The organism is bacterium, from assembly GCA_039961635.1.
Taxonomy (GTDB): domain Bacteria; phylum 4484-113; class 4484-113; order JAGGVC01; family JAGGVC01; genus JABRWB01.
On the sequence record JABRWB010000010.1, the window covers coordinates 1 to 13,223 of the forward strand.

Below are 13,223 nucleotides of genomic sequence, written 5' to 3' on the forward strand. Positions count from 1 at the left end.
TGGATCCAACCTTCGCCTTCGCCTTCACCGCTGCTTCTGCCATTCCATACCTCCTTGCCTGAAAACCTATTATACGTCAGACATGAAGGCTAGTTGTACACTCAGTTTGCAGGCCTTTTCCTTTTGCCGTTTATACTGATTTGGATACTAACTAAGCCTTATTTGGCAAAATATAAATCTAATGCAAGCGAGAAAATGTCCATTGTAAGCAATTGTCTATCATTTGTTGCCCTATGTTACGCTTTTTATATTGCTTTATACTATCACGAGTTTGCTGATCCTCCTTGGGTCACTTGGCCATTTATTCTTACAATAATATTAATGAACGCAGCAATGATGTTCATACCAGTTAAATTTGCTAATAGCGATCATTGTCAAGAAATTAAATAATGCAGAAATGCACATTAATTAATTGGCGCATCCGCAACGGCCTTCAGCTTGTGGGGAACATAGACGCAACCAACAGCAATACCGCTCCCACGTGGACGAACCATCCGCATGCGCTGCGGCCGGTCGAGAGCCAGCAGGTGCAGACGAATTCCGCCACGCAGTTCATAAACGTAACCGACGAGATATCCCCGTCCCGCAGGACGTACAACCCAAGCACTTCCGCAGCCGGAGACACCGAAGCGATAGCCGCCAAGGGTAAGGAGGCCCGCCGTCCCTGCGGGCGATTGCTGGCGGGACGCCAGCCCTCCTTTCTCGTCAACGGCGCTGCGCCGACAGTCATGGCCCAGACGACGGTTTCCGAGGTTCCCCGCTCTGGAGAGCCGGGCTATATCAGCCACAGGAATCCGACTTATTCCGAAAACACGATTGCGCTGCCAAGCGACCGCGGCGCGCTGGATTTAAGCGGAACGAGACGGTTCCCCGGCGGGCAAGCGAAGCGACACCCGTTGGGGTGGCGATGATGTAGGAAGGGACGCGCGCGGAAGCCGGCTAAACCAATCCGTTTCGCCTGCGTTACAATCCCCGTCATCTTTTGCGATCCAAAACCGGCTTTCCGTGCGTCCGCCGGGCATGCTTGGCCCTTCGCGGCGGCGCTCGCACTTGCGCTGCTCGCGTTCTGCGCCGCGGACGTACTCGTCCCGGCGGTCGTGCCGCCGCCGTCGCATCGCAACGTCTGGGCGGTGCTCATAGGCGCGGACGAATACGCCGATCCCGCGCTGCCGGATCTTTCGTTCTCCGGGCGCGATGCGCGCGCGATGCTGGGCGCGCTAACGCGTTCGTTCGGGGCGGGCGGAAACGGCGGAGGCGGCGGAGCCGCGTTCCGCCGCGAAAACGCGCTTTTGCTGGCAGCACACGGCGACCTGCGGCCGACCGCGGCGAACATCCGGTTCGCGCTGGGAACCTGGCTGCCGGAGCAGGCGGGGCGGGGCGATCTTGCGATCGTTTTCTTCAGCGGGCACGGATGGCCGGTGAAGGACGACTCGGAAAAGGACGGCGTCAAGCGCTTTCTGGTGCCGTCCGATGCGAAACGCGACCTGCTTGCGGATACCGCGGTTTCGATGAACGAGGTCGCGGAGATGATCGCGTATCTTCCATGCGAGCACGTGGTGACCATTTTGGACGCGTGCTTCAGCGGCACGCCGGGCGGGCGCTCGCTCGGCGCGAGCGCGGCCGCCGCGCGCGGCGACAGTTTCTGGGGCGAACTTGCGAGCGTCACCGGAAAGGTCGTGCTTACCGCGAGCGCGCACGACCAGCCCAGCCTGGAAGTCGCAGATCTCGAAAGCGGATTATTCACTTACTACGTCGTCGAAGGGCTGTCTAGCTTCGGCGACGCGAATTCGGACGGGATTCTGTCGGTCGGCGAATTGTTCGTTTACGCGAGGGACAGGGTGCGCGTATTCGCGGCGCGGCTGGGCGCGAGGCAGGAGCCGCAGGCCGCCGCTGTGACCCTTTCCGTCAAGGATTACGCGCTTTGCACGTCGGCGCGTTTCGGCGCGGAAGCGCGGGACGAGGCCGCGGCCCCTCCCGTCGCGGGCGGCGCGGTTCTCACTCCGACGGAGCGCGAGTCGCTTCCGGAGCTTTCGTCCGCGCTTGGTGGGGGCAGGCTGGTTATAGACAACCTCGCTCCGCTGTCTTATGCGAGGATAATCGCGCCGGACGGCACCGACCTCGGCTCTAATCCGGTTCCGCTGTCCCTCGAACTTCCGCCGGGCGAGTACCGTGTAACCGTGGGAGCTCGCGGGAGATTGCCCGTCGAAACCCGCGTGACGATAAAAGCGGGTGAGGTTTCCGCGCTCGGCAAAATCGCGCAGCGCGCCGATCCCGCATACTTTGTTCAGATGCCTGACACGGAATTCGAGGAATTGCCGCTGGTGGTGCAGCAATTCGTCGAGCGCGAACAGCAGATGCAGCAGGAGTCCGAGTCCGGGGACGATGCATCGGACGGAGAAAACGGCGGGGGAAAGGAATAGTTTCCGTTTGCGCATGGGTTCGATCAGAACGCGAATGCAAGCCGCGCCGTCTAGCTGGTGCTAGAATCCGGCCGATGATTCACCGCTTTGCGCTATTGTTCGCATTAATTCTGGCGCTCGCCGCGGCGCCGCAGTCCGCTTCGGCGGACGCAGCTGCCGCGCCCGCATCCTCTCCCGACGAGATGCTGGCCGAGGACGTGCTTGTCGAGCTGCCGGAAGCTCCCAAACAGCCCGGCGCGAGGGGCACGATGCTGGGGATTCCGCTCATCGTGGTCGCGCCGTTCGCGGGAACGGCCGCGATGCCGGATGAAGGAGCGGCCGCGGGATTCGGAGTAGCGGCGCGCCTGGTGGATGACTACTACCGGCTGAAGTCGGTGCGCGCCGTCACGATGGAAACGCTCGCCAAGGCGGCGGGCGGGAAATTTCTGGAATCGCCGGGCATTTCCGCCCAGGATGCTTTAATTCCGGTGGCCAAATCGCTTGGCGCCAATTACGCCGTGACCGGCGTGGTCAATCTGAAATCGTCGTTCGCGGACGTAAGTGCGACGGTGTTCGACATGGAGGGCAAGGCGGTCGTCAGCGCGAGCGCGGGAGGCTCGCAGTCGCTTCTGCCTGCTCTTGTAAGCGAAATCAGCTTCAAATTGCTCGCCGGCATCGGCGCCGCGCTTACGGACGCCGAGCGTGACTACCTGGACCAGGGCGAGCCGTATTCGGTGGATTCGTGGCTTTTGTGCAATCAGGGACTGCGCATCGTGACGGCGATGCAGGGCGGCATCGAAACGACCAAGGAGCAGCGCAAGGCCGCCAAGGACGCGCTCGACAAGTGCCTGAAGCAGTCTCCGGATTATTTGCGGGCCAGGGACGCCCTGGGCCGGCTGCACTTCGCCGAGGCGGAATACGAAAAAGCCCGGAGCGTGTTTACCGAGCTATCCACCCGCTCGCCGAAGTATGCTCCGGCCAGGTTCTATCTGGGCGTTATCGCTTATCGGGAGGGTAAAATCGCAGCCGCCAAGAAGGAGCTGGGCAGGGCTGTCGAGCTTGACTCCGGCGACCCGGCGTCGTGGCTGTATTACGGGCTTGCGCAGATCGCCGACGGCCAACCTGCAAGCGCCGAGCAGTCGCTCCGCCAGGGGCTGAAGCTCTCGCCGGACGGCGTGGAGCTGCGCTTCGCACTGGGACGCTCGTTGATGCTGCAGGAGCGCTACTCGGAAGCCGCGGAAGAGTTCGAAAAGGTGGTTCTTGTGCGCCCCCAGACCGCCTCGGCCCAGTATAACCTTGGATTGTGCTATTACCGTATCAGGGATTTCAGCAAGGCCGAAAGACACTTTCGAATATACTTGGATTTGACTCCGGGCGATCCGGAGGGCGACCACGCAAAGGTGAAAGAATGGATCGCTGCGATGAACGGGGAGCTTGACTAGGTTTCGATCGCCCGCAGCAAGGGCGGATTGGACCATATCAGCGGCAACAACCGCAATAACGGTTTTGCAGGCGAGTCCCCGTTACAATGCAAAGCCTATTCAAACTTGATTACTTCGGTCGGGCAGTCTTCCGCAGCGATTTTGATCGCGTCAATGAACTCACTGTAATTTACGCCCTCGCGCACGGTGCAGCTGTCATCCTGCACGTGAAACACCTCCGGGCAGACGTCCTCGCAGGCGTCGCACACAATGCAGCCTTCTTCAATCCAAACTCTTGAAATCGTCATAATCGTTTGCATCGGTATCCGGGGCAGAAGCCCCGAAAGCAATACCTGTAGCCCCGCCCTATTGTTTGGAATGAACTTGACTGCATTCGAACTTTGAAATCTGCTTCACAAGAGGAACCGCTTTCAGTTGGCCGTTTGGAAAGGCGGCAATTCCTTGACACTTGGATTTTTGCATTGATTGTAATATAATGTGAGTTGCGGCCCGGTGCCGCGACAGAGTATTCCGCGCTTCAAATCCGCCGCCTACGGATGCATTCCGGGCGGCCGATTCTTTTCCGCCGCCCGAAGAGGTGATACCGGTGGTTGACAGAATCGCAGCGCTTTTTAACAAGCTGAACGCGCCGACCAAGCTCTTCATAACAGCGGCGTTCATTTTGCTCGTCAGCCTGTTCGTCGTGATGATCGCGCTCTGGCAACCTGCCAGCTACTCGCCCCTTTACACCGATTTGTCGCCTGGGGACGCGGCGAGGATCATTGACGAGCTTCGGGCCGACCGCGTCAATTACAGGCTTTCGGAGGACGGCAAAACCATTTTCGTCCAAGCTGAAAGGGTTGCCGAGCAGCGTGTGGAGCTTGCGGGGAAAGGTTTGCCGGCAACAGGAGTTGTCGGATTCGAGGTCTTTGACAAGAACAAGATGGGAATCACGGAAGCGGGGCAGCGCGTCGACTATCAAAGGGCGATCGAAGGCGAACTCACTCGCACGATCATGGGCTTTCCGGAAGTGACATCGGCTCGCGTGCATCTCGTCATGCCGCAGCCGGATTCGTTTCTGGAAGAGCCGGAGCCGGCTTCCGCCAGTGTTGTAATTCATACCCAGACGGGTACGAGGCTTAGGGACTCGCAAGTCAAGGGAATAGTCCATCTGGTGAGCCACGCCGTCGAGAATTTGACCGACGACAACATCACGGTTACGGACGGCGAGGGCAACCTTCTGTATGGAGCGGAAAGCACGCTGGGATTCAGCGACGAGCAGCTTGCGTATAAGCGCAAGGTGGAGCGCGACCTGGAACTGAAGGCCATTAAGGTGCTTGAAAAAAGCTACGGCCAGGGAACGGTCGAAGCCGCGGCGACGGTCGAGATCGATTTCAGCAAAAGCAGCAAGCAAAGCGAGACTTACACGCCGTCGGCCGGCGATAAAGGGCTTGTAAAAACGGAACGGATGTCCGAAACCACAAAGGACTCTTCATCCGGCGAGGAAGGCGGCGTTCCCGGCACAACTTCCAATATCCCCGGCTATGTGGGTGTTGTCGGAGGTACAGGCAGCACGTCAGAAAAGGAAACCAGCTCAACAATTGACCGGACATATGACAATAACAGGGAAGTGGTCTCCACCGAACTTCCCGGCGGAACAATTGTGGGCCGCTCTATAAGCATAGTAATTACCGACCCCGAGTTCAGCGAGCAGAAGCGAAGCGAGGCGGAGCTGCTTGTCGCGAGCGCGATCGGTGCAAGAATTACCGAGGGCGACAAGATTGTGGTGACCGGAAAACCGCCTGCCCCCGTGACGCCGGTTCAAGCCGAAGTCGTGGGCAGGGCGGTGGGAAGGCAAAAACTGGATGATTACATCCGGTACGGCCTTGCCGCGCTGATCGTGATTATTTCTTTGCTGGTGCTTCGCGGAATGGTTAATTCGTTCTCTCCGAACATCAAGATGGCATTCGAGGCGATGGACATTGCCGAAGAGGTGCCGCGGCTCGACCTCGCGATTACCTCTGCGGAAGAAGAGCGTGCCGATGTGGACGTATACGGCGTCCGCAGGATTAAGGAGATTCCGCGAACCAAACAACAACAGATGAAAGACGAGATAATTCTTCAGGTGCGGGACGATCCAACGGAAGTAGTGAAAATCATTCGAAACTGGCTTTTGGAGGATTAGAGGATTGACAGACGGCTTCAAACTTGAGTGTCCGTGCAAAACGGGATAATTGATGTTATATTTTCAGTTGTTATCCGGGGCGGGCGCCCGCTCCACACCCGTGCGAGGATCCGTTGGTCGCGGTAAAGGACTTAACCGGAAAGCAGAAGATTGCCATTCTCCTCATCACCTTGGGGGAGGAAGCCGCGAGCACAATCCTCAATTCTCTTTCGCAGGAGGAAGTCGAAGACATTACGCTTGAGCTGGCGAGCATGAAAAGCGTGCCTCCGGAGTTGCAGGATCCGGTACTGGAGGAGTTTTACGAAATGCTGCTCGCGCAGAGTTACATAAGCCAGGGCGGGGTGGGTTATGCAAAGGGAGTGCTGGATAGGGCGCTTGGCTCGGATCGGGCGAACGAGATCTTGACCAAGCTTTCCGGAATTATCCGTTCCACGCCGTTCGATTTCCTGCGCAAAACCGATCCTGTGCAGATACTGTCTTCCATTCAGTCCGAGCACCCGCAGACGATTGCGCTGATTCTCGTTTATCTGCCTCCGGAGGAATCCGCTCAGGTCATGGCCGGGCTTCCGCCCGAAATTCAAATCGACGTCGCGAAGCGGATCGCAATGATGGATCGAACCAGCCCGGAAATGGTGCGGGAAGTCGAACGAGTGATCGAGCAGAAGCTTTCGACCGTTCTTTCAACCGAGTTCGCCAAGGTAGGCGGGCTGGAATCGCTTGTGCAGCTTCTTAATCGGGTGGATCGCGCAACCGAAAAAGCCATACTTGAGAACCTGGACGAAACCGACCCGGAGCTTGCCGAGGAAATAAAGAAGAAGATGTTCGTATTCGAAGACATCAAAATGCTCGACGACAGGGCGATCCAGCAGATTTTGCGCGAGGTTGAAACCAAGGACCTGTCGCTTGCATTGAAAAACGCGACCGACGAAGTAAAGGACAAGATTTTCAAGAACATGTCACAGCGTGCGGCCGCGACCCTTCAGGAGGAAATGGAGTACATGGGCCCGGTGAGGCTGCGTGATGTGGAGGACGCACAGCAGAGAATCGTCAACGTGGTGCGTCATCTTGAGGAAAGTGGTGCTATAATCGTGGTCCGCGGCGGCGAGGACCAGTTCGTCTAAACGGCAAGGGGTTGCCGGATTAGCATTCGCATCCGCAATTAGGTTTGGGGTAAAAACCGCGGGCGTCGGCCCGGCGGCTCTAGCGGAGATTCGATTGAAGCGCGGTTACTTCAAGGGGGATGCCGTGGTGGCGGGCGCGCCGAGAAGGCTTGCCTGCGGTACCGGCGTTCCTCCGTCAAACCATCCGCTGGACCAGCTTCTGGAAAAGGACGACGTATTGCGCCGCTACAGTGAAGAGGCGCTTCGAAACATCGTCGAGCGTTGCATCCAAAAGGCAGAAAGCCTTGTTTCCAATGCCCGCTCCGAGTCCGAGATGATAATCGCCGCGGCCAAGCGCACAGCGGACGAGATTGTCTCCCAAGCCAAGGCAGAGGCAGGCGCGATAAGGGCGAAAATGGCCGCGGAGGCCAAGACAATTGCGGAATCGGAGGCCGAGTCAGTTCGCGCATCAGTGCGCGACGAGATTGTTCATAAGTATATGGCCGGGCTTGCATCGTTGAATCGCGCTTCCGATGCGGTAGAGGAATTCAGGGACTCTCACTTGAAGCGCCTAGAATCGGTGCTTGCAAATGCAATCGGCTCTATATGCCGGTCGCTTCTTCAAAGGGAGCTTACTTGCGAGCCGTCGATCGTCGCCAAGCTTGTGAGTCACAGCCTTAGGTATTTCGATTCGGGAGCAAGGCTCGTTGTGAAAGTAAACCCATTGCAGTACGAAGTTATAACACGAGATCCCATGTTCGAGGGGGCGATCCGCGAACTCGGATTGGGAAGCGGACAGCTTGAGTTTGCGCCGGATTCATCCATCGGCTCCGGCGGCGTTATCGTGACCGACCGCCACGTGTGTGTCGACTTGACCTTCGATCGGATGATCGCGGAATATCTGGACGAAATCACTACCGAAATGAACCGGCTCGATAATTGCGCCGCCGGAGAGGATTCTGCGGAGAACAAATCATCATTTTTTGAGAGCGGGGCGTGAGCGGACTTGCGAAAGCCCTTAAGTCGATAAGTTTCGCCGCCGAACCGGTGGTTACGGGGCGGGTCACCGACGTCGGCCCGCTCATAATCCAGGCAAAAATGCCGCGCGTTTTTGTAGGCGAGCTTTGCCATATTCAAACCGACTATCCTCATTCGAACAGCATACCTTGCGAAGTGGTCGGCATCCGAGACGGCGCTTGCTTGCTTATGCCGTTTCCCAATATTGAAAGCTTGTCCGTGGGCTCTCGCGTCGTTCCCACAGGTCACAGATTTCGAGTGCTTTGCGGCGAAGGATTGCTGGGGCGAGTTTTGGGCGGAATGGGTCAGCCGATTGACGGCAAGGGTGCGCTTATTGATTGCAGCGAATGGCGCGATGTCGCTCAGGATCCGCCGCGGCCGCTGGAGCGTCCTTTGATTCGGGAAGTCGTTTACAGCGGCGTAAAAGTGATTGACAGCATGCTCACTTGGGGCAAGGGCCAGAGACTTGGTATTTTCAGCGGCAGCGGGGTCGGGAAAAGCACGCTATTCGGAATGATAGCCCGTAATTCAAGCGCTGATGTAAACGTCGTGGGATTAATCGGGGAACGGGGTCGAGAGGTGCGGGAGTTTATCGAAGGCTCGCTTGGCGAAGAAGGTTTGAAGCGAAGCATTGTCGTTTCGGTGACCAGCGACGAATCCCCGATTATGCGTGTCAAAGGCGCGCTTGTTGTGCATACCATCGCGGAATATTTCCGCGACAAGGGCAAGGACGTGCTGTTGCTTTTGGATTCGCTTACGCGCTATACGTACGCGCTAAGGGAAGTCGGACTATCCATGGGGGAGCCTCCGACCACCCGCGGATATACGCCTTCGGTTTACGCCAAAATCCCTCAATTGTGCGAGCGCTGCGGCAAAACGGACAAAGGAAGCATAACGGGGCTTTATACGGTGCTCGTTGAAGGCGACGATGTCAACGAGCCGGTGGGCGACATAGCCAAAAGCGTTTTGGACGGCCATATCACTTTGTCGCGGAAGCTTGCCGAGCGTAACCAGTATCCGCCCGTGGACGTGCTTTCCAGCATCAGCCGCGTGATGGTGGAAATCGTAAAGGCGGAGCAATTGGAGACTGCCGCCTGGGCGCGCGAAATTCTTTCGACGTACCGGGACTCGGAGGATTTGATAAACATCGGCGCGTATGTACGCGGCACCAATCCGAAAATAGACTTTGCCGTGGACAATATCGACAAGCTGATAGCGTTTTTCAAGCAAGGAATAGACGAGCGCCAAAACTACGATATGGCGTTGTCGGATTTCCTGGCGTTGAGGACTCCTCGCGCTTCGGCATAGTGAGCCAAATTCAGTAGCGCGTCGGGCCGGCATCCGCCTGCCGAAGGCTGTACGCGACCCAGGCCGCGGAGACGCGCCAGGCCGCGCCGCAATGAAAGCTGGTAAAATCACCGTTGCCGGCATTACGCTTAGGCTGCCAGCTATGCGCAAATTCGAGTTCAAGCTTTCCAAAGTTGAGCGCGTCAGGGAAATCGAGATGGATCTCTCGGCGCGGGAGCACGCGCTAAAGAAGCAGTTCCGGCTTGGGAAGGAACGCGAATTGGCCGACAGGCGGGAGGATCTTGACCGTATTTATCGTTCGGCCAGGTTCTTTGAGGGCGAAAGGCTGTCGATTACCGATCTCGAGAATCTGGATATGAACGCGCACTCGACACGGCGCAAAATAGGCTTGGCCAAAGTCGAATTAAGTGCCGCTGTTAAGATTGAAGAATCCGCCAGGCTGGATCTGCTTGAAAAAGTCAAGCGCAAAAAGGTTGTTGCCGTTTTCAGGGAAAGGAAGCATGCCGAGTATTTGAAGGAACAGGAGCGGGCGATTCAAAAAGAGCTGGATGATTCTGCGTTGCAAAAGTATGCCCGCAAAGGAGCTGAAAATCGGAATGAGATGTGAAAACCGCCGGGCGAGTAGGCCTATCCTTGGCATGATTGTAATAGTTTGCCTGTTGATAGCCGCTCAAACCGCTTTTTCCCAAGGGCCGCTGGGGCCGATGCCCCCCGAAAGCATCGAGGATCTTCAAAAGATCGAGCCGGGAGACAAGGGGCCGATACCCAACGACGAGTTTCGGGCGCTCGCGCAGGCGCAGATAACAGCGATAGCCTATATGTGCGATCTATACCATCTTGACAAAGGAACGTACCCAGTCGATCTTTACGCGCTTCAGGCAAGCCCGTATTGGCTTGCCGACATGAACAACTTGTTGACGGGACAGCCCTTGGATCAAGTGGCTTATACACCGGGGCCGAGCGATTTCATTCCTGATCAATACGCGAAGTTCATGGCCGAACAATTAAAATCAGAAGGTCCGCCGGTTGGGGGGGAATTGGGCAATCCCGAACAGGGCGAGCAGCCATCCGGCGCTGAAGGCGAGGGCGGGGAATCATCCCAACAAAATTCACCGCGCCAGCAGCAGCAGCAGCAGCAGCGGCGGATAACATTTGATCCTCCCCAACTGGATCCGATTGCCATTGGTTGTATGGAGCCGGGCAATGTTTTGTTCTATTCCCAAAAGGGAGCTTCGCTGCAGCTGATAATCTGGATGAACGACACGGTTTTTTACGACCATTATCAGACCGGCCCGTACTCGCTTGCATCCGCCCGCTTTGCCCTGGTGCGCAAAATCAAACCGAGCGACGAAATGATAATGAGAACCGCCGTTCTTTTGGAAGAGGTATTGCCGCGTTCCTATGGGCTTTGGCAGTTCATGGCCGATTTGGAGCCGTTGTTGCCCAAGGATTTGGCCAGTCTGTCCTGGGACAAACGATTGGAAATCTTCGAGAAGCTCCAAATATTTCCGAGAAATCCAATCAGCAAAAAACGGCTTGAAATGAGCGCGGATTTCCAGCCCGGCGCGGTTGCGGATTTGGGCAATGGCGCGATTCCGCCTGTTTATTTTTTGGAAGACGGAAGGATGCGAACGCTCCGGGAGATGACCGACAAGGTATACCTCGGCGAGCATCAACAGGAGATTATCGCCAGGGAGCGGAAGTTCCTGCACAGGTGAGCGCGGAAAGGCTAATCCTGGACCATGAGCTTTGCGCCGAGTGCGGGTTGTGCTGTTTGCCGTGGCAGCACAAACATGGGGCACCGAAGTTTTATCCTTGCGCGCACTTGACGCCTGACGGATGCGAGCTTTCGGCGGACGACCGTCCGGGCGCGTGCCGTGAATTCGCATGCAAAAGGCTCATCGCGGCGGTTGACGGCAAGCCGTTCGCGCCCGCTATGGGACGCGACGAGGAATGGCTTCTTGGTATGTTCGAAATTTATCTGGGTGCGGGAGCCGCCGAGCTGCCGGAGTGGTACCGTCCGATTTGGGAGCGCAATTTGGAGCGGCGTGCGAACAGGCGTGCGGCGCGGCCGTCCGACAACTGTTCCGAGCCGTCCGATTTTGGCGGCGTGGATATTGTGTAGTATTATTCCAAACGTGTTTTTTGCAGTCAGAAACGCTGTTTTGTTTGCCGCAGCCGCTTTGGCCGCGTTCGCTTTTTGCTCATGCGAAGGCGACGCAGGTTACGCCGCAGCCAAACCCGCATTCGCCAATCCTGCCGCGCGGCCAATCCGCGTTTTGCTTTCGGAGGGCAAATCAGCCGAAGTTTCTTCCCAAAGCGGAGCGAACGTTTCAAGCTCGTCAGGCGCCGAGGTTTCGCGCGGCGTTTCCGGCACGCTTAAATTCGAAGCCTCATCCGGCAAAGTAAAATACAAGGGAGGATTATCGGACGAGTTTACGGTTGTTCCTGCAGGTGGCGGATTTCTGGTTTGGAACGGTTCGCCATACCGTGGGATGATTCGGGTCAAATCCGGCGGGAAGGGCGTTATGGTCATCAACGTTCTCGATGTGGATGAGTATCTTCGCGGGGTTGTGCCCGCGGAGGTTCCGTATACATGGCCAATGGAATCAATAAAAGCCCAGGCGGTGGCGGCGCGGACTTACGCGGTCAGCCGTATGATTGCAAAGGAAACGAATTCGTGGGACGTGGTGGCGACCACCGCAGACCAAGTTTACAACGGAGTCAAGGCGGAGCATCCTGAAACCGACGCGGCGGTTGCCCAAACCGCGGGCGAGATTGCCATCTACGAAGGCAAGCCGATTATCGCGTATTATCACGCTGATTCCGGCGGATTCACGAAGCAGGGCAGCGCGCCTTATTTGAAGCCGGTTCCCAGCCCTGCGCCGAACTCGCCCTATTCGACCTGGGAAGTTTCATGGACGCCGGACGAATTAAGAGCCGTTTTGGATGCGGCAAAACTGCCCGGCGGCGAAATTCTCGGCATCGACGCACCTGTGGATGAGACAGGGCGATGCGTTGGCGTGACCATTACAACGAGCAAGGCGAGCTTCGGAATGACCGCGCACGAGTTTCGCAAGATTGCAGGCATTTCGACGGTGAAAAGCACTATGTTCGATTTGAAATTCGAGGGGGGAATCGCCTGGGACAAGGAAACTCCTTTTGCGGGACATCAAAAACTTTCGCTGCAAGGAAAATTTAAATCGGGCGAACGGAAAGTAAGGGAAACTTACGTTTCGGGTAAATCAACGATAAAACCCGCTCCAAAGCAGATGACCGCGCTCGGTCAGCGGTTCAAGCCGGCAAGAATTGTTCTTCGCGGCAGCGGGTACGGTCATGGAACCGGCATGTCGCAATGGGGCGCAATGTATATGGCCAGCCAGGGAAAAAACTACCTGGACATCCTCCTCCATTATTACACGGGCGTATCCATCGTGAAGATGGAAGATGTGATGGAGTAGAGGGTCAATCCGCTTCGTTTTCGGCCGATAATCGAATTGACGCCCGGCGCGTTTTCGCGCCGGCGGAGGCGGCGGGGCAAGAGCCGACGATCGGATTTGAACCGATGACCTGCTGATTACGAATCAGCTGCTCTGCCGCTGAGCTACGTCGGCGCGAGGAGCAGAATGGTATTGAATTCGGCCTTGGGTGTCAAGCGGATTTGGATGTTGCGGCACGGGTTCGCGGCGCTCGCCGTTGCTTTGCTGCTTGCCGGGGTCGGCGCTTTTCATTCTTCCGCCGGCGAGTTGTTGCTGCAATCGCCGGATTCACCGGCAGTTCAAGCGCAGTCCGG

At 57.1% G+C, this 13,223-nt stretch carries 12 protein-coding genes and 1 tRNA gene; 11 read left to right on the forward strand and 2 right to left on the reverse strand.

Annotation, left to right across the window (positions count from 1 at the left end; translation table 11 throughout):
• Positions 1 to 389: 389 nt before the first annotated feature.
• The 3 genes from HRF49_01685 to HRF49_01695 all read left to right on the forward strand — a co-directional run bounded on the left by HRF49_01685 (position 390) and on the right by HRF49_01695 (position 3,841).
• The gene (locus HRF49_01685) at positions 390 to 911 is read left to right on the forward strand and encodes a hypothetical protein (protein MEP0813363.1); all 522 of its coding nucleotides are present in this window, start codon (positions 390 to 392) and stop codon (positions 909 to 911) included.
• 186 nt (positions 912 to 1,097) lie between these two features.
• A complete protein-coding gene (locus tag HRF49_01690; protein ID MEP0813364.1) occupies positions 1,098 to 2,420 on the forward strand; it encodes a caspase family protein in 1,323 nt (440 codons plus the stop codon).
• 74 nt (positions 2,421 to 2,494) lie between these two features.
• Positions 2,495 to 3,841 carry a tetratricopeptide repeat protein gene (locus HRF49_01695; GenBank protein MEP0813365.1) on the forward strand — a complete coding sequence of 449 codons (1,347 nt, stop codon included), beginning with the start codon at positions 2,495 to 2,497 and terminating at the stop codon, positions 3,839 to 3,841.
• 95 nt (positions 3,842 to 3,936) lie between these two features.
• On the opposite strand, the gene HRF49_01700 is transcribed toward HRF49_01695, so the two are convergent.
• Positions 3,937 to 4,128 carry a ferredoxin gene (locus HRF49_01700; GenBank protein MEP0813366.1) on the reverse strand — a complete coding sequence of 64 codons (192 nt, stop codon included), beginning with the start codon at positions 4,126 to 4,128 and terminating at the stop codon, positions 3,937 to 3,939.
• A gap of 299 nt (positions 4,129 to 4,427) precedes the next feature.
• Between HRF49_01700 and fliF the strand changes: the two genes are divergently transcribed.
• The 8 genes from fliF (at position 4,428) to HRF49_01740 (ending at position 12,891) form a co-directional block, all read left to right on the forward strand.
• Positions 4,428 to 6,005: a flagellar M-ring protein FliF gene (fliF, locus tag HRF49_01705; protein ID MEP0813367.1), complete on the forward strand. Its 1,578-nt coding sequence runs from the start codon at positions 4,428 to 4,430 to the stop codon at positions 6,003 to 6,005.
• Between the two features lie 113 nt (positions 6,006 to 6,118).
• Entirely contained in the window at positions 6,119 to 7,126 is a 1,008-nt protein-coding gene (gene fliG, locus HRF49_01710; GenBank protein MEP0813368.1) for a flagellar motor switch protein FliG, read from the forward strand.
• A 94-nt stretch (positions 7,127 to 7,220) separates the two neighbouring features.
• Complete coding sequence (locus HRF49_01715; GenBank protein ID MEP0813369.1) at positions 7,221 to 8,105, forward strand: hypothetical protein; 885 nt, start codon at positions 7,221 to 7,223, stop codon at positions 8,103 to 8,105.
• Positions 8,102 to 9,430, forward strand: a complete 1,329-nt coding sequence (locus HRF49_01720) for a FliI/YscN family ATPase (GenBank protein ID MEP0813370.1) — start codon at positions 8,102 to 8,104, stop codon at positions 9,428 to 9,430. The genes HRF49_01715 and HRF49_01720 overlap by 4 nt, the downstream gene beginning before the upstream one ends.
• Before the next feature lie 91 nt (positions 9,431 to 9,521).
• Positions 9,522 to 10,037, forward strand: coding sequence for a hypothetical protein (locus HRF49_01725; protein MEP0813371.1), 516 nt, complete (start codon positions 9,522 to 9,524; stop codon positions 10,035 to 10,037).
• A 31-nt stretch (positions 10,038 to 10,068) separates the two neighbouring features.
• Positions 10,069 to 11,148 carry a hypothetical protein gene (locus HRF49_01730; GenBank protein MEP0813372.1) on the forward strand — a complete coding sequence of 360 codons (1,080 nt, stop codon included), beginning with the start codon at positions 10,069 to 10,071 and terminating at the stop codon, positions 11,146 to 11,148.
• On the forward strand, positions 11,145 to 11,555 hold the full coding sequence (locus HRF49_01735; GenBank protein ID MEP0813373.1) for a hypothetical protein: 411 nt from the start codon (positions 11,145 to 11,147) through the stop codon (positions 11,553 to 11,555). The genes HRF49_01730 and HRF49_01735 overlap by 4 nt, the downstream gene beginning before the upstream one ends.
• Entirely contained in the window at positions 11,548 to 12,891 is a 1,344-nt protein-coding gene (locus HRF49_01740; protein ID MEP0813374.1) for a SpoIID/LytB domain-containing protein, read from the forward strand. Before HRF49_01735 ends, HRF49_01740 begins: the two co-directional genes overlap by 8 nt.
• A gap of 81 nt (positions 12,892 to 12,972) precedes the next feature.
• Here HRF49_01740 and HRF49_01745 read toward each other — a convergent pair.
• Positions 12,973 to 13,044: transfer RNA gene (locus HRF49_01745), tRNA-Thr, on the reverse strand.
• Positions 13,045 to 13,223: the final 179 nt, after the last annotated feature.